The sequence below is a fragment of the Streptomyces sp. NPDC088923 genome (assembly GCF_044749745.1).
GTDB lineage: Bacteria > Actinomycetota > Actinomycetes > Streptomycetales > Streptomycetaceae > Streptomyces.
The window spans coordinates 77,972-97,444 of record NZ_JBIVIO010000011.1 but is presented as its reverse complement, the minus strand read 5'-3'; the positions used below and the strand labels follow the sequence as shown (position 1 = coordinate 97,444).

General features: G+C 71.7%; 13 protein-coding genes and 1 pseudogene. 3 read left to right on the top strand and 11 right to left on the bottom strand.

Going from position 1 to position 19,473, the window contains the following annotated elements; genetic code table 11:
- Nucleotides 1–262: 262 nt before the first annotated feature.
- A complete protein-coding gene (locus tag ACIP4O_RS28990; protein ID WP_401578966.1) occupies nt 263–4,621 on the top strand; it encodes an FtsK/SpoIIIE domain-containing protein in 4,359 nt (1,452 codons plus the stop codon).
- A gap of 2,374 nt (nt 4,622–6,995) precedes the next feature.
- On the opposite strand, the gene ACIP4O_RS28985 is transcribed toward ACIP4O_RS28990, so the two are convergent.
- The gene (locus ACIP4O_RS28985; protein ID WP_401578964.1) at nt 6,996–7,880 is read right to left on the bottom strand and encodes a menaquinone biosynthetic enzyme MqnA/MqnD family protein; all 885 of its coding nucleotides are present in this window, start codon (nt 7,878–7,880) and stop codon (nt 6,996–6,998) included.
- A 306-nt stretch (nt 7,881–8,186) separates the two neighbouring features.
- On the opposite strand from ACIP4O_RS28985, the gene ACIP4O_RS28980 reads away from it, so the two are divergent.
- Nucleotides 8,187–8,390 (top strand): cold-shock protein, encoded by a 204-nt coding sequence (locus ACIP4O_RS28980; protein ID WP_008746266.1) that lies wholly within the window; start codon nt 8,187–8,189, stop codon nt 8,388–8,390.
- A 177-nt stretch (nt 8,391–8,567) separates the two neighbouring features.
- Here ACIP4O_RS28980 and ACIP4O_RS28975 read toward each other — a convergent pair.
- The 7 genes and pseudogenes from ACIP4O_RS28975 to ACIP4O_RS28945 form a co-directional block, all read right to left on the bottom strand.
- Nucleotides 8,568–9,360, bottom strand: a pseudogene (locus tag ACIP4O_RS28975) (ABC transporter ATP-binding protein).
- A gap of 196 nt (nt 9,361–9,556) precedes the next feature.
- Entirely contained in the window at nt 9,557–10,921 is a 1,365-nt protein-coding gene (locus ACIP4O_RS28970; protein ID WP_401579070.1) for a dicarboxylate/amino acid:cation symporter, read from the bottom strand.
- A 517-nt stretch (nt 10,922–11,438) separates the two neighbouring features.
- Complete coding sequence (locus ACIP4O_RS28965) at nt 11,439–11,771, bottom strand: DUF4229 domain-containing protein (protein WP_361332769.1); 333 nt, start codon at nt 11,769–11,771, stop codon at nt 11,439–11,441.
- Between the two features lie 112 nt (nt 11,772–11,883).
- Nucleotides 11,884–12,408, bottom strand: coding sequence for a GNAT family N-acetyltransferase (locus tag ACIP4O_RS28960; protein WP_401578962.1), 525 nt, complete (start codon nt 12,406–12,408; stop codon nt 11,884–11,886).
- A 240-nt stretch (nt 12,409–12,648) separates the two neighbouring features.
- Nucleotides 12,649–13,815: an aminofutalosine synthase MqnE gene (gene mqnE, locus ACIP4O_RS28955; protein ID WP_401578961.1), complete on the bottom strand. Its 1,167-nt coding sequence runs from the start codon at nt 13,813–13,815 to the stop codon at nt 12,649–12,651.
- Nucleotides 13,816–13,891: 76 nt separating this feature from the next.
- Entirely contained in the window at nt 13,892–14,347 is a 456-nt protein-coding gene (locus tag ACIP4O_RS28950) for an Lrp/AsnC family transcriptional regulator (RefSeq protein ID WP_030997018.1), read from the bottom strand.
- A gap of 183 nt (nt 14,348–14,530) precedes the next feature.
- Nucleotides 14,531–15,241 carry a UbiX family flavin prenyltransferase gene (locus ACIP4O_RS28945; RefSeq protein WP_401578958.1) on the bottom strand — a complete coding sequence of 237 codons (711 nt, stop codon included), beginning with the start codon at nt 15,239–15,241 and terminating at the stop codon, nt 14,531–14,533.
- A 467-nt stretch (nt 15,242–15,708) separates the two neighbouring features.
- Here ACIP4O_RS28945 and ACIP4O_RS28940 point away from each other — a divergent pair, with 467 nt between their 5' ends.
- Nucleotides 15,709–16,308 (top strand): rhomboid family intramembrane serine protease, encoded by a 600-nt coding sequence (locus ACIP4O_RS28940; RefSeq protein WP_401578957.1) that lies wholly within the window; start codon nt 15,709–15,711, stop codon nt 16,306–16,308.
- On the opposite strand, the gene ACIP4O_RS28935 is transcribed toward ACIP4O_RS28940, so the two are convergent.
- The 3 genes from ACIP4O_RS28935 to ACIP4O_RS28925 form a co-directional block, all read right to left on the bottom strand.
- The gene (locus ACIP4O_RS28935) at nt 16,309–16,872 is read right to left on the bottom strand and encodes a Uma2 family endonuclease (protein WP_401578955.1); all 564 of its coding nucleotides are present in this window, start codon (nt 16,870–16,872) and stop codon (nt 16,309–16,311) included.
- 120 nt (nt 16,873–16,992) lie between these two features.
- A complete protein-coding gene (mqnP, locus tag ACIP4O_RS28930) occupies nt 16,993–17,919 on the bottom strand; it encodes a menaquinone biosynthesis prenyltransferase MqnP (protein WP_401578953.1) in 927 nt (308 codons plus the stop codon).
- Nucleotides 17,916–19,367: a menaquinone biosynthesis decarboxylase gene (locus ACIP4O_RS28925; RefSeq protein ID WP_401578951.1), complete on the bottom strand. Its 1,452-nt coding sequence runs from the start codon at nt 19,365–19,367 to the stop codon at nt 17,916–17,918. Before ACIP4O_RS28925 ends, mqnP begins: the two co-directional genes overlap by 4 nt.
- Nucleotides 19,368–19,473: the final 106 nt, after the last annotated feature.

Here is a 19,473-nt window from a genome sequence, read left to right as displayed (position 1 = left end):
CGGGCTGCGGGCTGCGGGCTGCGGGCTGCGGGCTGCGGGCTGCGGGCTGCGGGCTGCGGGCTGCGGGCTGCGGGCTGCGGGCTGCGGGCTGCGGGCTGCGGGAGCATGCCGTCCGGCGGGGCCTGGGGCGGGCGCCCGTACACCCGCGTCAAGCCCACCCCCTTCCCTAACGGGTGATCCCGGCCCGGCCCCTCCTCCTCCCCTCTCTCCTGCCATCCCCCTCCCTGTCCCCCATCCCCTCCCCCTCGCCGAAGGAGAACCCGTGCGGGTCACCCTCACCGTCGTGGACCCCCAGCTCGGTCGTACCGCCGACGTCGTCCTCGTGGCGGATGACGGGACCGCAGTCGCCGAGGTCGTCTCCGCGCTGGCACGGCACACCGGCTCGCCGCCGGACACCGCGGCCTTCGTCGACGGGCTGCCGCTCCGGCTGCCGTTGCGGGACGGCTGCGTGGTGAGTCTCGGCGGCCCCGGCGGCTGCGCGGGCGGCGAGCCGACGGGGCTCGTGGAAGTACGGGTCGCGGGCGGCCCCGACGCGGGCGGAGTGCACCGCCTGGGGGCCGGGAGGTACGTACTCGGCTCCGGCCCCCACGCCCGGCCCCGCGTCGCCGACCCCGAACTCCCGCCCTACGCACTCACCTTGCGCATCGCGCCGGACGGCACCTGCGCCTACGAGTCGACCGCCGGCGCCATCCGTATCGACGGCGCCCCCGCCACGCAAGCCGGCCCCTGGCCGCACGGCTCCCCACTCGCCCTCGCCGAAACCCTCCTCTCTTACGACCGCTACCTCCCGCCCGACGCCACCCTCACCCCCACCGAGGACGGCTCGGCGCTCGCCTTCAACCGCCCGCCCCGCCTCCACCCGCCCGCCCCCGCGCACCGCTTTCGCCTCCCCACGCCCGTCCCACCGCACGAGCCCCGCCCACTGCCCTGGCTCATGGCCGCGGCCCCGGTTCTCTGCGCCCTCCTCTCCGTCGCGCTCTTCGGCCGCTGGTACTACCTCGCCCTCGCGGCGCTCAGCCCCCTGCTTCTCCTCGCGACGCATTACCTGGACAAACGCCACGGCCGTACCTCGCACGCGGTACGCCTCAAGAAGTACGCCGCCCACAAGGCCCGCATCGAGGCCGCCGCACAGGACGCCCTCTCCGCCGAACGGCGGACCCGTATCCGTACCTCCCCCGACCCCGCCACCGTCCTCGGCCTCGCGACGGGACCCCGCGCCCGCCTGTGGGAGCGCCGCCGCACCGACCCCGACCACCTCCTCCTCCGTTTCGGCACCGGCGAACTGCCCTCCACCGTCGTCCTCGACGACCCCGCCGCCGACGAGCACGAGCGCGCCACTCCCCACCCCCTCACCGACGTCCCCGTCACCCTCCCCCTCGCCGCACTCGGCGTCCTCGGCATCGCGGGACCGGAGGCCCGGGCCCTCGCCCGTTGGTCCGTCGCCCAACTCGCCACCCTCCACAGCCCCCTCGACGTCCGCCTCCTCGTTCTGACGGAACCGGCGGGGCGCCCCGAGTGGGACTGGCTCCGCCACCTCCCCCACGCCCGCCCCACCGCGGCGGCGGGCCCCCACACCCTCATCGGCACGGACCCCGAGACCGTCGCCGCACGCGTCAAGGAACTCACCCGGCTGCTCGACTCCAGGAGCAAAGCGGCGAAGGAGCAGGGAAGTTCCGCCCAACGCCTCGATCCCGACCTCGTCGTCGTATGGGACGGCGCACGGCGGCTGCGGGAGTACGCGGGCGCCGTACGCCTCCTCCGCGAGGGCCCGCCCCTCGGCATCCACTCGCTGTGCCTCGACGCCGAGGAGACCGGTCTCCCCGCCGAGTGCCAGGGGCTCGTCGGCCCCGACCCCCGCCACCCGCACCGCCTGCGCGTGCGCCGCACCGGCTCCGCCCCCGTCGAATCCGTACGGCCCGACCTCGTCCGTACCGCCTGGAGCGAGCGCCTCGCCCGCGCCCTCGCCCCGCTCCGCGACCCCGGCCCCGGGACCCCCGACGCCGCTCTCCCCACCGCCTCGCGGCTCCTCCCCCTCCTCGCCCTCGACCCGCCCACCTCCTCCGCCGTACGAGCGCGTTGGCTCACCAACGCCCCCTCCACCACCGCTGTCATCGGCGAGTCGTACGAGGGCCCCTTCGCTGTCGACCTGTGCCGCGACGGACCGCACGGGCTCGTCGCCGGCACGACCGGTTCGGGCAAGTCCGAGCTGCTCCAGACCCTCGTGGCCTCGCTCGCCGCCACCAACACCCCTGAGCACCTGACCTTCGTCCTCGTCGACTACAAGGGCGGCGCCGCCTTCCGCGACTGCGACCGCCTTCCCCACACCGTCGGCACCGTCACCGACCTCGACAGCCACCTCACCGAACGCGCCCTCGTCTCCTTGCGCGCCGAACTCCACCGCAGGGAACGCATCCTGGCCGAGGCGGGCGCGAAGGACATCGAGGAGTACGGCACCGAAACACCGAGCACCGCCAGCCCTTCAGCCACACGCGACGTGCCCGGCGTCCCCGCCGCCAGGCGCCGTCCGCCTCTCCCCCGTCTCCTCCTCGTCATCGACGAGTTCGCCTCGCTCGCCCGGGAACTCCCCGATTTCGTCTCGGGCCTCGTCGACCTCGCCCAGCGTGGCCGCAGCCTCGGCATCCACCTCCTGCTCGCGACACAGCGTCCCGCCGGGGTCGTCTCACCCGAGATCCGCGCCAACACCACCCTCCGGATCGCGCTCCGCGTCACCGACACCGGCGAGTCCAGCGACGTCATCGACTCTCCCGAGGCCGCACACCTCCCGAAGACGACGCCGGGCCGCGCCCTGGCCCGTCTGGGCCACGCCTCGCTCATCCCCTTCCAGACCGCCCGCGTCGCGGGCGGCGCCCCCCGGGCGACGACCGCACCCCGCACCCTGTGGACCCACCCCCTGAACTGGGAAGACCTCGGCCACCCCACACCCGTGCCGCCCCCTTCCAAGGCCCTGGACGACGAGGGCCCGACCGACCTCAAAGCACTCGTCACCGCCATCCGCGAGGCCGCCTCGGCCCTGGCCATCCCGCCGCCGCACGCTCCCTGGCTCCCCCCACTCCCCGACCACGTCCCCCTCGGCAGCCTCACCACGGCGGACACCCCGCCCGGGGCCGCCCCGTACGGCATCGAGGACCACCCGGCCACCCAGTCCCGCAGCCACCTCGCCCTCGTACTCGACACCTTCACCCACCTCCTCATCGCGGGCTCTCCCCGCTCCGGTCGTTCCCAAGCCCTCCGCACCCTCGCCGGCTCCCTCGCCCGCGCCCATTCCTGCGCCGACGTCCACCTCTACGGCATCGACTGCGGCGACGGCGCCCTCGCCGCCCTCACCTCGCTCCCCCACTGCGGAGCGGTCGTCGCCCGCCACGAGACCGACCGCGCGAGCCGCCTCCTCACCCGCCTCACCGAGGAACTCGCCAGCCGCCAAGCCCTGTTCACCCGACTCGGTCACGCCGGCATCACCGAGCAACGCGCCGCCGCGCCACCCACCGAGCGCCTCCCCCATCTCCTCGTCCTCCTCGACCGCTGGGAAGGCTGGCTCCCCACCCTCGGCGCTCACGATCACGGCGAACTCACCGAGCAGCTGCAGGCGTTGCTACGGGAAGGCGCGAGCGCGGGTCTGCACCTCGTCCTCACGGGCGACCGCCAGCTCCTCCTCGGCCGCCTCGCCTCGCTCACCGAGGAGAAGTACGCGCTGCGCCTCGCCGACCGCGCCGACTACAGCCTCCTCGGCATCCCGCCCCGCTCCCTGCCCGCCCATATCCCGCCCGGCAGGGCCTTCCGCGCCGAGTCCGGTACGGCGACGCAGTTCGCCCTCCTCGACGCGCCTCCCGAAGGCCGCGCGCAGACCGCCGCGCTGACCGCGATCGGCGCCGCGACCACCGCGCGCGACGAGGCCGTTCCCGCCTCACGTCGCCCCTTCCGCCTCGACGCCCTGCCTCCCCGTATCGCTTTCACCGAGGCGTGGAAACTGCGCGCCCCGAACCGGGGGCCGCTATGGGCCCTCGCCGGGGTCGGCGGCGACACCCTCACCGCGCTCGGCCCCGACCTCAGCACCGCACCACCCGCCTTCGTCGTCGCCGGCCCCGCCCGTTCCGGACGCAGTACGGCCCTGTGTTCTCTCGCCCGTTCCCTCCACGCCAACGGCACCCGCCTCGTCCTCGTCACACCTCGCCCCTCCCCTCTGCGCGACCTCGCCCCACAAGGCGAGGCGCTCTTCACAGGCCCGGACCTCAAGGCCGCCGACCTCGAATCCGCCCTCGCACACGCCGAGGGCCCCACAGCCGTACTCGTGGACGACGCCGAAGTCCTCACCGACTGCGACGCGTCCCCCGTCCTCTCTCGCCTCCTCCGCGAAGGCAGCACCCTCGGCAGGGCACTCGTCCTCGCGGGGGACGAGGACGAGATCTGCGCGGGCTTCTCCGGCTGGCAACCCGAGGCCCGCACAGCCCGCCGGGGACTGCTTCTCTCCCCCCGCTCCACAGCGGCGGGAGACCTCGTCGGCCTCCGCCTCACCCGCCCCGAGACCGGCGGCCCGGTCATCCCGGGCCGAGGCCTGCTGCACACGGGCGACGGAGAGGCGGTACGGGTCACGGTGCCGCACTGAGCGCGGCGACACCCCGCCCCACCCGCGAGAGACCGCCCCGCACGGACGGGCCGGCAGCGATCCGGAGCCGACTTGTGCGGAACCGTAGCGGAATGCGCGAGGCGGTGCTTTGGACGAAAAAATCGTCTCACTCGGTCGAGTGAGACGTTGTGCGAGTTTCCCGAAGTTATCCACAGATGTGCGGAGAGGGGGGTGGGAGGAGGTGCGGACGCGAAAGAATGGATGCAGGGGCGCCCCCCGGGTGGGTGGGGGTCTGTCCTGAGCCTGGCGCGTCATGCGGAGGCTGGGCAGGCGCGCCTCGGGTGGTGGGGGTCTGTCCTGAGCGTGGCGCGTCATGCGGGGGCTGGGCAGGTGCACCTCGGGCGGGTGAGGGTCTGCCCTGAGCCCGGCACGCCATGCGGGGCTGGGCAGGCGCACCTCGGGCGGGTGGGGGCCTGACCTGAGCCCGGCGCGTCGCGCGGGGCCTGGGCAGGCGCACCTCGGGTGGTGGGGGCCTGACCTGAGCCCGGCGCGTCGCGCGGGGCCTGGGCAGGCGCACCTCGGGCGGGTGGGGGCCTGACCTGAGCCCGGCACGCCATGCGGGGCCTGGGCAGGCGCACCTCGGGTGGTGGGGGCCTGACCTGAGCCCGGCGCGTCATGCGGAGGCTGGGCAGGCGCACCTCGGGCGGGTCGAGGTCCGCCCTGAACCCGGCAGGCCTTGCAGGGGCTGGGCCCGGGGAGAACCGCACGCGCAGGGTGAGCCTGGCGCGCGGAAGGGAAACCGGGCACGCGGGAAAGTGGGCCGGGCGGCGGGAGGGAACGGAGCGGGAGGCCGAAGCCGACCGGGGGCGCAGGCGTTGCGCACAGGCACTGGTCAAGGGCCGGGCAGAGACTCTGCGGGGGGACTCGCCCAGGCCGGGCACCGGGCATGACGGCTGGTGAGGAACTGGGCGAGGTACCGCAGGGGCAAGGCAACTGAACGCGAGCCCGGCAGACACCAGAACTGGGCGCTGGACGCGACTCCGGCAGGCACCGGGACTGGGCGCTGGACGCGACTCCGGCAGGCACCGCGCCACAGCCACCGAACACCAACCCCGGCACAGCCACTGAACGCGAGCCCGGCACACACCGCGACACAGCCACTGGACGCGAGTCCGGCACAGGCGTCGGAACTCAGGACCGGCTGGGACTCGGACAGGGCCAGCCGGCCTGAACCAGACAGCCGAGCTCCGCATCCGGCCATGCCCGCCCGCTCGACGCGAGGCCAACCGAAGACCCGGCCCACAAACCCAGGCAGCACCTACGCACAGCGCCCCACCCCCTCCTCCTCACCCCTCCCCTCCCCCCAGCAGTCGCCCACGCCCAGCCCCGAGGGCGACCAGGCCCCACCGAGGCACCCCAAGCCCCGCTCCTCCCTCAGCCCTTACACCCGCGCCCGCGCACCCCCACCCCACCCGAGCCCACCCACACCCACACCCACCGACCTCGCAGGCGAGGCAGCACCGAATTCCACCTCCCCCAATTCCCCGCACTGGGCGGCGGCCCACCCCCTTTCCCAGCCCCGCCGCACCATTCGGAAACGTACGCCGTACAAGAAGTCCGCCCGCTCTTCCCGCTCGACGAGGTGGCAATCGGAAAGGAGCCATAAAGACACCGGGCATTTCCACCAAGCTCGCGCCGCACCGGACGCGGACGGCACCGCCCTATCCCCCACTCCTATCCCCCGGCCTCAATCCCTCCGCCCCTATCGGTCGACCTCTATCCATCACGTATCGGCCAAGGGAATACACCCGGAGGAGTGAACGCATTCATGACGACAAGCCGCAAATAGGGAAAGCGGAGCGACTACCGCACGACCGTACGTACGGCACAGGCGTACCGATGACGACCCACCGACCGCGCAGGGCCGCCCGACGCACGCACCCTCCCGACTCGCCACCCCGCGAGTCCCCCAGCCCAGACCCACCCCACGCATAAGCACCCGACAAGCCCCACGCGCCGACACCCCCCTACGCCACCACCTCCGACCCCATCCCGCGCAGCGCCCACCCAAGGTCAGCCCCTCTCAGCGCGCCCCCACGCACCACCCGCGCTAGGCCACCCCGCACGCCCCAGCCCAGGGGCACCCCCGCACCTACACCCACCCGGCGCAGCCTCAATCCGCTCTCCCGAGGCAGCCCTCACCCGACCCCCTGAACCCCCAAATCCCTGAGACCCCACGCCCCCAGCCCCCAGCACCCAGCACCCAGCACCCGGAGCCCAGAGCCCCCAAGGCCCCCGGCACCCGGTCCTTTGAGCCCCCAAGCCTCCGGAGCCCTCAGCCCTCAGCCCCCAGCCCTCGGACCCCAGGCCCCCACCCCCTCAAGCCCCGGCCGCCCCCCGCCCCCAACCCCCCTCAGGGCTCCCGCACCTCCACCCGCACATCCCCCGGGAACCCCGTCGTCGGCCCGACCCGGCGGGCGAACTCGCGGACTCCGCCGAGTTGCGGGGCCGCGAAGCGGAAGTCGAGGGTGCGGAAGTAGCGCTCCAGGATCTCGGCGTCGAAGCTCTCCCAGCGTGCCGCCTGCTCGGCGACCTTCGCGACCTCGACGAGCGACAGGTCGCGCGACTCCAGGAAGGCGCGGTGCACCTCGGCGACGACCTCCGGCTCGCGTTCCAGGTAGTCGCGGCGTGCCGCGAAGACCGCGAAGACGAAGGGGAGGCCCGTCCAGTCCTTCCACATCTGCCCGAGGTCGTGGACCTGAAGGCCGAGGCGGGGCCCGTCGTGGAGGTTGGCGCGCAGTGCGGCGTCGCCGATGAGGACGGCGGCGTCGGCCTCCTGCATCATCAGGCCGAGGTCGGGCGGGCAGGTGTAGTACTCGGGAGTGACGCCGTAGCGGTCCGCGAGGAGGAGCTGGGCCAGGCGCACGGAGGTACGGGAGGTGGAGCCGAGGGCGACGCGGGCGCCGTCCAGGTCCTCCAGCGGGCCCTTGGAGACGATCACGCAGGACATGACGGGGCCGTCGCAGCCCACCGCGATGTCCTGGAGCGCCACGAGGTCGTCGCTCGCCTTGAGGAACTCGACGAGCGTGATGGGCCCGATGTCGAGGGAGCCGCCGACGAGCTGTTCGCTCAGTTTCTCCGGCGTGTCCTTGGTCAGTTCGAGATCGAGGAGGGTGCCGGTGCGGGCGAGCCCCCAGTAGAGGGGGAGGCAGTTGAGGAACTGGATGTGCCCGACGCGGGGGCGGGCGGTGACGGGACGGTCGGTGGCGGCGGGGGCGGGGAAGTCAGAAAGGTCCACATCGCGAGACTAGACCTCTAAAGGGGGAAGGAATCGGGCGGGCCCGCGGGCTCGGGCGAACCTTGTGTTTTCGCGTATGTCAAGACGCCTTCACCTGGTTTCAGACATCCGGGTGAAGTGATCTTGCCCTCTATCGCTTTCGGGCGGCCCCATGCTAGGCTCGCCCGCAAGTTGCAGTTTGGTTTCCCTTGCAGTACAGAGCCTGCGGAGCATGTGACCGCGGGCTCTCGTCTTTTCAGGGTATGCATTTGTTTATCGCACGTGCAGGTTCTGGAGCAGGGCAACCCTTTGGCCCAAGGAGGGCTTATGGCTACCGGAACCGTGAAGTGGTTCAACGCCGAAAAGGGCTTCGGATTCATCGCCCAGGAGGGCGGCGGCCCCGACGTCTTCGTCCACTACTCCGCGATCAACGCCAACGGCTTCCGCTCCCTTGAGGAGAACCAGGCCGTGACCTTCGACGTCACCCAGGGCCCGAAGGGCCCGCAGGCGGAGAACGTCAGCGCGCTCTGACACCGGTCTCGCGGAGCCCATTCGCGAGCGGTGGACCGGATTCCCGGTCCCGGACCTAGTACGCAGTACCAAGAGGCCCTGTCTCTGCCCGGCGGCGGAGACGGGGCCTCTGTCTTCTACGGGAACGGGGCGCCCGATGACACGGGCTCAACCTCACGCGACCTCACCTCCCGCGGGTCAAACCGCCGACAGTCCCGACCCGTCCCGCACCTCCCCCGAGTCCCATCCCTCCCTCGGCACCGACGCCAGCAGTCGCGTGTACGGATGCGCCGGGGCGCTCAGGACCTCGGCGGTCGCGCCCTGTTCCACCGCCTCCCCCTTCCTCATCACCAGCACTTCTTCCGTCAGGGACTCCACCACCGCGAGGTCGTGGCTCACGAAGACCAGCGCCACGCCCGTCTCCTCACGGATCTCGCCCAGGAGTTGCAGGATCTGCGCCTGGATCGAGACGCCCAGCGCCGCCACCGCCTCGTCCAGGACGAGGACGCGGGGGGCCACCGCCAAGGCGCGGGCGATGGCGAGGCGTTGGCGCTGGCCGCCGGAGAGGCGGGAGGGGCGGGCCGTGGCCGCGCGGGCGCCGAGGCCGACCTGGTCGAGGAGACTCTCGGCGAGGTTCGGGGGGCGGTCGTGGAGCTTCAGGGCGGTGCGCAGGCAGTCGGCCGCTGTCAGGCGCGGGTCGAGTGACACGTACGGGTCCTGGAAGACCATCTGGATCTCGCGGGCCCCCGCCAGGCGGGCCGCGGCGCGGCGCGGGGTGCGGGCCTCGCGGGCGCCCGTCGATCTCGATACGCCCCGCGTCGGGGCGGGCGAGGCCGACGAGCATCCGCGCCACCGTGGGCTTGCCCGAGCCCGACTCGCCGACGATGCCGAGCGCCCCGGCGTGCGGCACGGTGAAGGAGATGCCGGTGGCGGCGGTGAGACGGCCGCCCCCTGGCAGCGGGTACGTCTTGCGGAGGCCGTCGACGCGCAGCGCGGGCGCGCCCCCGGCGCGACTGCCGTGTCCGCGGCGCCCGGCGCGGGCGCGGGTGTTCGGTGGGCGTCATGACGTGGTCCTTTCGGCGGACCCGCACAGCGCCGCCGACTCCGGCCGAGGAAGAGGTACGGGGCGGGGCCACGTTCTCGCCGAACGCGGTCCCGCCCCCGTACCCCGTACTTCCGTCCTGTCCTCAGACCCCGACGGGCTGCTTGTCCTCGGCGGACCGCTCCGCCGGGGCGGCCTCGGGCTCCTCGTCGAGGGGCGAGGCGTGCGCGTGGTCGAAGGCGACGCGGTCGAGGATCTTCTCGCGCGAGGCGACGATGATCGGCACGACGGACTGCCCGGCGACGTTGGTCGCGGTGCGCATCATGTCGAGGATCGGGTCGATCGCGAGGAGAAGGCCGACGCCCTCCATCGGGAGGCCGAGGGTGGAGAGGGTCAGCGTGAGCATGACCGTCGCGCCCGTGAGTCCCGCGGTCGCGGCGGAGCCGATGACCGAGACGAAGGCGATGAGCAGGTAGTCGCCGACGCCGAGGTGGATGTCGAAGATCTGCGCGACGAAGATCGCGGCGATCGACGGGTAGATGGCGGCGCAGCCGTCCATCTTCGTCGTCGCGCCGAAGGGCACCGCGAAGCTCGTGTACTCCTTCGGGACACCGAGCCGCTCGGTGACGCGCTGCGTCACGGGCATCGTGCCGACCGAGGAGCGCGAGACGAAGGCGAGCTGGATCGCCGGCCAGGCGCCCTTGAAGAACTGGAGCGGGTTGACCTTCGCGACCGTCGAGAGGAGCAGCGGGTAGACGCCGAAGAGGACGAGCGCGCAGCCCACGTAGACATCGGCGGTGAACGTCGCGTACTTGCTGATGAGGTCCCAGCCGTACGAGTTGATCGCGTTGCCGATGAGGCCGACCGTGCCGAGCGGGGCGAGGCGGATGACCCACCACAGCGCCTTCTGGAGCAGTTCCAGAACCGACTCGCTGAGCGTGAGGATCGGCTGCGCCTTCTCACCGATCTTGAGGATCGCGACGCCGACGACGACCGCCATGAAGACGATCTGGAGGACCTGGAGCTGCGAGAACGGCGTGATGATGTCGGTCGGGACGATCCCGGTGAGGAAGTCGATCCACGAGCCGGTGTGCTGCGGCTTCTCCCCGTCGGCCGGGGTGAGGCCCGTGCCGGAGCCCGGGTTGGTGACGAGGCCGATGACCAGGCCGATCGCCACCGCGATGAGCGAGGTGATCATGAACCAGAGCAGGGTGCGCACGGCGAGGCGTGCGGCGTTGTTGACCTTGCGCAGGTTGGTGATCGAGATCAGGATCGCGAAGAAGACGAGCGGCGCGACGGCGAGCTTCAGAAGCTGGACGAAGATCCCGCCGATCTTCTCCAGCGTGGTGCCGAGCCAGGAGATGTCCTGGCCCCGGGCGAGCCAGCCGAGCAGGGCGCCGAGGACGAGACCGCCGAGGATCTGCGCCCAGAACGGGATCTTGGGAAGACGGGGGCGAGCGGACTGCGGGCGGTCGCTCTGCGCGGCGGCAGACCGATCACCCGAAGGTATGTTCGCGGACACGGACACACTCCGGTGAGGCGTGGGTGAAAGGAGGGGACGGGGGCGATACGGGGGAGGTGCTCAGCCGCGCGTGCGCACGACGTCGCTCAGCCGCGCCGACAGGCCGCGCTGACCCGGCGACAGAGATCGACATGCAGCCGCGCCACGAGCAGCAGGCTGCTCCTGGGGTGGCGGGGTGTCGTCGCGTGAGTCATGTCCAGCACGTTAACACCAGCGCTTTGAGGCAATCAAAGCCTTACTTTGGGGCAGGGCTGGGAAACGGCGTGATCACGGCGGCGCGGGGGCGGACGCACGGGTGCGCGCGGGTACGGCGACGAGCGGGCGCCGACATGCGAAATCGCCGCACCCCGGAGGAATGCGGCGATGAGATAGGGAAGTTGACGGGACGTCAGGCCAAGGCGGCGCCGATTGGCGTGAACCGGTTCCCGGGGCTCGAGTGATTCGCGCCACAACGAGGGGAACTCCGGGAGGCCGCGCCCCTTTCGGGGCTTTCGCGAGGTTCGCGTCAGGCGGCGCGGGTGCCGCTGCCGGCCGAACCGCCGGCGGAGCCGCTGGACGCGCGGGTCGCGTCGTCGACCGCGTCCTCCGCCTCCTGGTTCGCCTGGAGGTTCGCCTTGGCCCGGTCGACGCGCTCGACGATCTGGCGAGAGGCGTCGTCCCGTACCCCGCGCAGCAGGACGAAGCTGAGCGGCGCGGAGATGACGAGTGCGAGGAGGATGACCCACAGGTAGTTGGAGTCGCCGAGCCCCTTCGGCAGGGCACCGCTGTAGACGAGGGCCCAGACGACCACGAAGCAGCCGGCGAAGACGCCGAAACGCATCAGGGTGTAACGGAGCATGTCACTTCACTCTTCCGTCGCGAATGGGCCCATTGCGGGGGCAGGACGCACCCCCCAGTGAAGCACGCGGACCCGCTGCCGCTGTCAAGGGGGTGGCGGCGCGCCCGTCCCTTCAGGTCAGCGGCAGGAGCATGAAGATGTCGTCGCGGTCGTCTCCGGGGGCGACGCGGATGCTGTCCGGAATCCGCCCGACCTCCTTGTACCCGCAGCGCTCGTAGAAGCCTTCGAGCCCCTGACCGCCCCGGCACGTGAGCCGGATCGCCTCGATCCCGCCGAGCGAGCGGGCGGCGTCGGCGGCCGCCGCCATGAGCGCCCGGCCCTCGCCCTGCCCCTGGAGGTCGGGGTCGACCATGACGGTGTACAGCCACAGCCAGTGCCGCATGAGGCGGTGCGCGTTGAGCGTGAGGAAGGCGGTGGCCCGTACGACCCCGTCCTCGTCCTTGCCGACGAGCAGCCGACTGCCGCCCTCGGTCATGGTCACGAGCTGCTTCACGAGCTGCGGCCGGATCTCCTCCGGAGTCACGGGCGGCACGAACCCGACCGCCCCACCGGCATTGGTGACCTTGGCCCACAGGCCGAGAATCTCGTCACGAAGCGTGAAATCCACAGCGGGATCGAGCGTGAAGGTAAGGGACATACCCCGATGGTAATCCTTACCCACACCCGCGCCCCGGGCACGCCTCCCAGCCCCGCCGCACAAAATTCAGCCCCTCCGGCGCTTGAGGAGCGGGGCCCGGGGCGGAGCCCCGAAACCGGGGCAGCGCCCCGCACGGGGCCCGGGGCGGAGCCCCGAAACCGGGGCAGCGCCCCGCACGGGGCCCGGGGCGGAGCCCCGAAACCGGGGCCCGGGGCGCAGCCCCCGGCCCCTCCCGCCCCCTCAGACCCGCATGGCCTGCGGCTCGTCCCGCCGCCCCCGCTCCGGCCCCTCGTACTCCTTGAGGATCTCGTAGCGCGTGTTCCGCTCCACCGGCCGGAAGCCCGCGTCGCGGATCAGGTCGAGCAGGTCCTCGCGGGTCAGCTTGTTCGGCGTCCCGAAGTCGTCCGCGTCGTGCGTGATCTTGTACTCGACGACGGAGCCGTCCATGTCGTCGGCACCGAACTGGAGGGCGAGCTGCGCGGTCTGGAGGCCGTGCATGACCCAGAAGACCTTGACGTGCGGCACGTTGTCGAAGAGGAGGCGCGAGACGGCGAAGGTCTTGAGGGCCTCGGCGCCGGAGGCCATCGTGGTGCGGGCCTGGAGCCGGTTGCGGACCTTGCCGTCCTTCATGTCGACGAAGTCGTGCTGGTAGCGCAGCGGGATGAAGACCTGGAAGCCGCCGGTCTCGTCCTGGAGTTCACGCAGCCGCAGCACGTGGTCGACACGGTGCCGGGGCTCCTCGATGTGCCCGTAGAGCATCGTCGCCGGGGTCTTGAGCCCCTTCTCGTGCGCGAGCCGGTGGATGCGGGACCAGTCCTCCCAGTGGGTGTTGTGGTCCACGATGTGCTGCCGGACCTCCCAGTCGAAGATCTCGGCGCCGCCACCGGTGAGCGATTCCAGCCCGGCGTCGATCAGTTCGTCGAGGATCTCGGAGGCGGGCAGCCCGGAGATGGTCTCGAAGTGGTGGATCTCGGTCGCGGTGAACGCCTTGAGCGCGACATTCGCCGGGAGCGCCTTCTTCAGCTCGCTCAGCGAACGGGGGTAGTAGCGCCAAGGCAGCGTCGGGTGCAGGCCGTTGACGATGTGCAGCTCGGTGAGACCGTCGTCCTCCATCGCCTTGGCGAGCTTGACCGCCTCCTCGATGCGCATCGTGTACGCGTCCTTCTCGCCCGGCTTCCGCTGGAAGGAGCAGTAGGCGCACGAGGCGGTGCACACGTTCGTCATGTTGAGGTGACGGTTGACGTTGAAGTGCGTGACGTCGCCGTTCTTGGCGGTGCGCACCTCGTGCGCGAGGCCGCCGAGCCAGGCGAGGTCGTCCGAGGCGTAGAGGGCGATGCCGTCCTCGCGGGTCAGCCGCTCACCGGCGCGCACCTTCTGCTCCAGCTCGCGCTTCAGTCCCGCGTCCATGCGGCCGCCTCCCAAATGTCGTGTTCCGTGCCCTGCCACGCTACCCCGCGCCCGCCGCTCCCCCACGGGCGCCCGGTCACTCCTCCTCGGGCAGTTCCCCCACGCGGTTCTCCCACTTCGTGGAGAGGACGACGGTGGTACGGGTGCGCGAGACGCCCTTCGTGCCGGAGAGCCGGCGGATCGTGCGTTCCAGATCGTCGACGTCGCCCGCGCGGACCTTGAGCATGTACGAGTCGTCGCCCGCGATGAACCAGCAGTCCTCGATCTCGTGCAGATCGCGCAGCCGCTGGGCGACGTCCTCGTGGTCGGCGGCGTCGCTGAGCGAGATGCCGATGAGCGCGACGACGCCGAGGCCGAGCGCGGCGGAGTCGACGGTGGCGCGGTAACCGGTGATGACGCCGGCCGCCTCCAGGCGGTTGATGCGGTCCGTGACACTCGGCCCGGAGAGCCCCACGAGCCGACCCAGCTCCGCGTAGGAGGCCCGCCCGTTCTCCCGCAGGGCCTGGATGAGCTTCCTGTCCACGGCGTCCATATCCCCGATACCTTTCATTATTCGCGTCCCGGCGAGCTTATACATAGAGAATCGAAGGCCCTTACGGCAAGTTTCCTGCGAAATGCGCGTGGCGCGGGGGCGCGCGTGAGGCTTTTACGGCGGTACGGGCACGGGCCGCGCCCGGCCGCACGGCCCGGCCCCGGCCCTGCCGTGCGGGCGGCCCTACCCCTCCCGTACGGCCCGTGCCTCACCCAGCTCGCCGCGCCACCTGCGGTAGAGCCCGTGCTCCACGCCCACCGCGTCGAGCACCCGCCCCGCGACGAAGTCCACGGCGTCCTGGAGGTGCGTGGCACCCGCGTAGAAGGCGGGGGAGGCGGGCAGGACGACGGCGCCCGCCTCGTCGAGAGCGAGGAGGTGTTGCAGCGTGGGGCGACTGAGCGGGGTCTCGCGCAGGGCGACGACGAGGGGGCGACGCTCCTTGAGGGTGACGCTCGCGGTGCGCTGGAGCAGGTCCTTGGAGAGCCCGAGCGCGATGCCCGCCGCGCTGGCGGTCGAGGCGGGCACGACGAGCATGCCCTGCGCGGGGTACGAACCCGAGCTGGGCCCGGCGCCGAGATCGCCCGCGGCCCAGTGCCGTACGTCGTCGAGCGGCGGTACGGGGAAGGTCTCCGGCTTGCCGTCGGCGCCGCGCGCGAGCCAGGCGCCGAGGTCCTCGCGCCAGTGGGCGTCACGGAAGGAGATCCCGGTCTCGTCGAGCAGCGTGAGCCGCGCGGCACGGCTCACGACGAGGTCCACGCTCTCCCCCGCGTCGAGCAGCGCGCGCAGCACGGCGGCGGCATAGGGCGTGCCGGAGGCACCGGAGACACCGACGACCCACGGGCGGCGCGGGGCGGCGGGGGGGTTGGCAGGACGGTCCGGCTGGGCATGCTCCACGGCGTCGAGCCTAATAGGTGGGGGTGCGGGGGAGGGGGGTGGGCGTGTGCGGGACAGTCTCCACCCGCCCCGCGCGGGACAGCCGCCACGCGCCCTTGGGGGGCGACCCACTGGCGAGCAGCACGCGTCCGAGACAGCCCCCACCCGCCCTGGGGGGCGACCCACTGGCGAGCAGCACGCGTCCGAGACAGCCCCCACCCGCCCTGGGGGGCGACCCCAATACCAGTCTCCCGCACCCCGCAACCGCCCCCCGACCATCCGCCCCCATCTGTGGACAACTCCGGGAAACTCGCACAACGACCCACTCTTCCGAGTGAGACGTTTTCCCACCGAGGGGTGTCCGGGCCCCGCTCCTGTGGATAACCGGCCCGCGACACGCCCGGGATGCCGGGTTTCGGAGGAAAGCGGGGCGGGGTGGAACCGGGGTCGCCGCCCGGGCGTTCGGACAGTCAAAGGGGGAGGACTTCATGACGGCAGGCACCACTCCGGCCCGCACCGGCGCCGCTCGCGGGGGCCGTTTCAAGACGGCGGCCCTGCTCGCGGGCGGCTGGCTCGCGCTCCTGTGGCTCCTGGAGTTCTACGACCAGTCGAACGGGAACGCGCTCGACACCTACGGCATCAGCCCGCGCGACGTCTCCGAACTGCGCGACCTGGTCCCGGCCGCGTTCCTCCACTTCGGGTACGACCACCTGGCGGCGAACAGCGTCCCGCTCTTCGTGCTCGCCTTCCTCACCGCGCTCTCGGGCGCGGGGCGTCTCATAGCCGTCTCGGCGGTCGTGATCATCGTGAGCGGCGCGGGCGTCTGGCTCCTCGCCCCGCCCCACTCCGTCACGGCCGGCGCCTCGGGCGTCGTCTTCGGCCTCTTCGGCTATCTGCTGGTACGGGGCTTCGTCGACCGCCGCGTCGTCGACGTCGTGCTCGGCCTGATCGTCGCCGCCGTCTACGGCTCGATCCTGTGGGGCGCCCTCCCCAACCAGTCCGGCGTCTCCTGGCAGGCCCACCTCTTCGGCCTCATCGGCGGCGTCCTGGCGGCCTTCGCCTTCCGTACGCCCCGGTCGGCCAAGTAATCAGGCGCCGGGGTCCACCGGAAGGCCGTCCGTCGGAAGGCGCACCTCGCCCAGGACCGGGCTGTCGATCTTCACGACAGTCCCGTAGGGAACGGTGTCGCGGCCGAGGTAGCCATCCGCCGACGGGTTCCAGTACGTCACGCACTCGGCCCGGTACGGATCGAAGATCAAGTAGTGGGGGATTCCCTTGGCCGCGTACCGCTGGGGCTTCAATCCATAATCGCGGGTTCGGCTACCCGGCGAAACGATCTCCACGACCAGCTCAGCGGTCGCGGGGTCGTACACGCTGCGGTTCTCATCGGCATCGGCTTGGGGAATGACCGCGATATCCGGGCAGAACTCGTTCTCGCCGTCGAAGAGAAACGCGACGTCGCTGGCCAAGCCCCACTCAGAAGCAAGGCATTGCCGCAAGGAGACCCACACCTCGACCATCGTCCGGTTGTGGTGTGGCTTGACCGGACTCATCACGATGCTGCCCTCGACTATTTCCGTGCTGTAGCCGGGGAACGCGTCTTCGAGCCGGCTGAGCTGCGAGTGCAGGCGCTCGGCATCGGTCAGAGACATGGTGAGCCTCCCTCCTGCTCCTCATGGTAGGCGTCAAGCTACCGCTACCGCCCGCTATGGCGGATACGAAAAGCAGAGGGGTCACGCCAAGGGGTGGACCGTCTTCGCGGGCTGACGCCCCTAAACCGTCAGCCCCCGCACCGCCAGATCCGCCAACGCGCACACGAACAGCGCGATCCCGATGAACCCGTTGACCGAGAAGAAGGCGCGGTTCAGGCGGCTCAGGTCGTGCGGGCGCACGATGGAGTGCTCGTAGACGAAGGCGACCGCGACGATCAGGAGGCCCAGCCAGAAGAGGACGCCCGCATCCGTGAGGAGGGCGAACCAGACGAGGAGGCCCGTCGTGACGACGGCCGAGGCGCGCGCGCCCCACAGCGCCGCCGGGATGCCGAAGCGCGCCGGGACCGACTTGACACCGTGCGCGCGGTCCGCCGCGACGTCCTGGCAGGCGAAGATCAGGTCGAAGCCGCCGATCCAGACGCCGACCGCGATACCGAGCACGACCGCGTGCCACGACCACTCGCCCGTGATCGCGACCCACGCGCCGATCGGCCCGATCGCCTGCGCGAGGCCGAGGATCGCGTGCGGGAGGTTCGTGAACCGCTTGCCGTACGGGTAGACGACCATCGGGATCACGGCGAGCGGCGAGAGCGCGAGGCACAGCGGGTTGAGAAGCGCCGCCGCGCCGAAGTAGAAGGCCAGCGCGACGATCGCGCCGGTCCACGCGGAGCGGACGGAGACCGCGCCCGTGACGAGTTCGCGGCCCGCCGTACGGGGGTTGCGGGCGTCGATCTCGCGGTCGATGATCCGGTTCGCCGCCATCGCGAACGTCCGCATGCCGACCATCGCGACGGTCACGAGGAGCAGATCGCCCCAGTGGATGTTCTCGTCCACCTGGAACATCGCGGTGAGCGCCGCGATGTAGGCGAAGGGCAGGGCGAAGACCGAGTGCTCGATCATGACGAGCCGCAGGAACGCCGAGACGCCTCCGCGCGACTGCGGAGGTCGTGCCGCCGCTCCCCCGCCCACCGTGGCCTCGCTGCTCACAGCCCGTACTCCTTCCACCGCTTCGTGACCCGCTCGGCGATCTCCGGATCAGAGGTGATCATCTCCGGCCAGCCGCCGTCACGCGTGTAGCCCTCCTCGGGCCATTTGCGGGTCGCGTCGATCCCGGCCTTGCCTCCCCAGAACTGCTGGTACGAGGCGTGGTCCAGGTGGTCGACGGGACCCTCGACGACGGTGAGGTCGCGGGCGTAGTCCGTGTTCCCGAAGGCGCGCCAGGCGACCTCGTGGAGGTCGTGGACGTCGCAGTCGGAGTCCACCACGACGATGAGCTTGGTCAGCGACATCATGTGGGCACCCCACACCGCGTGCATGACCTTCTGTGCGTGCTTCGGGTACTTCTTGTCGATGGAAACGATCGCACAGTTATGGAATCCGCCCGCCTCCGGCAGGTGGTAGTCCACGATGTCCGGCACGATGACCTTCAGGAGCGGCAGGAAGAAACGCTCGGTGGCGCGGGCGAGCGGCCCGTCCTCCGTCGGCGGGCGGCCGACCACGACGGACTGGAGCAGGGGCCGCTTCCGCATCGTGACCGTGTCGATCGTGAGCGCCGGGAAGGGCTCCTGCGGCGTGTAGAAACCGGTGTGGTCGCCGAACGGCCCCTCCGGGAGCGTCTTGCCCGGCTCCAGCCACCCTTCGAGCACGACCTCCGCGCGCGCCGGGACCTGGAGCGGGACGCTCACGCAGTCCACCATCTCGACGCGCTTGCCCTGCACGAAACCGGCGAGCAGGTACTCGTCCATGCCGCCGGGCAGCGGCGCGGTCGCCGCGTACGTCACGGCGGGCGGGCAGCCGAACGCGATCGCCACCGGCAGCCGCTCGCCCCGCCGCGCGGCGACCTGGTAGTGGTTGCGGCTGTCCTTGTGGATCTGCCAGTGCATCCCGATCGTGCGCGCGTCGTGCCGCTGGAGCCGGTAGAGCCCGAGGTTGCGCACGCCGGACTCGGGGTCCTTCGTGTGGGTGAGGCCGAGGTTGAAGAAGGAGCCGCCGTCCTCGGGCCACGTGAAGAGCGCGGGCAGCGCGTCGAGATCCACCTCGTCCCCGCGCAGGACGACCTCCTGCACCGGCGCGTCCTTCACCTTGCGCGGCGGTACGTGCGCCATCGCGCCGAGCTTGCCGAAGGCGTCCCACACCCCCGTGAACCCCTGCGGCAGCTCCGGCTTGAGGAGGCCGCCGATCATCCCGGAGATGTCCTCGTACGACTTCAGGCCGAGGGCCTTCAGGAGGCGGCGGTCGGTCCCGTACACGTTCATCGCCAAGGGCATCGAGGAGCCCTTGACGTTCTCGAAGAGGAGGGCGGGACCGCCTGCCTTGTTGACCCGGTCGACGATCTCACCGACCTCCAGGTGGGGGTCGACTTCGGCTTTGATGCGCGTGAGGTCGCCGTCGCGCTCCAGTGCGCGCAGCAGCGAGCGGAGATCGTCGTAAGCCATGCCGACCAGTATCCGGCACCCGTTAACCTGAGCCGGTAACGGGGCCCGGACGGGGCTCACGCCGCGAAGCGCGCGCCCGCCGTGAAGAGCGCCGCCGCCTCGCCTC

Bases quoted from the DNA above. Each gene is read 5' to 3' on its own strand.
- ACIP4O_RS28925 (WP_401578951.1), bottom strand. From the start codon at position 19,367: ATGGCTTACGACGATCTCCGCTCGCTGCTGCGCGCACTGGAGCGCGAC.
- ACIP4O_RS28965 (WP_361332769.1), bottom strand. From the start codon at position 11,771: ATGCTCCGTTACACCCTGATGCGTTTCGGCGTCTTCGCCGGCTGCTTC.
- ACIP4O_RS28980 (WP_008746266.1), top strand. From the start codon at position 8,187: ATGGCTACCGGAACCGTGAAGTGGTTCAACGCCGAAAAGGGCTTCGGA.
- ACIP4O_RS28940 (WP_401578957.1), top strand. From the start codon at position 15,709: ATGACGGCAGGCACCACTCCGGCCCGCACCGGCGCCGCTCGCGGGGGC.
- ACIP4O_RS28935 (WP_401578955.1), bottom strand. From the start codon at position 16,872: ATGTCTCTGACCGATGCCGAGCGCCTGCACTCGCAGCTCAGCCGGCTC.
- mqnE (WP_401578961.1), bottom strand. From the start codon at position 13,815: ATGGACGCGGGACTGAAGCGCGAGCTGGAGCAGAAGGTGCGCGCCGGT.
- ACIP4O_RS28950 (WP_030997018.1), bottom strand. From the start codon at position 14,347: ATGGACGCCGTGGACAGGAAGCTCATCCAGGCCCTGCGGGAGAACGGG.
- ACIP4O_RS28960 (WP_401578962.1), bottom strand. From the start codon at position 12,408: ATGTCCCTTACCTTCACGCTCGATCCCGCTGTGGATTTCACGCTTCGT.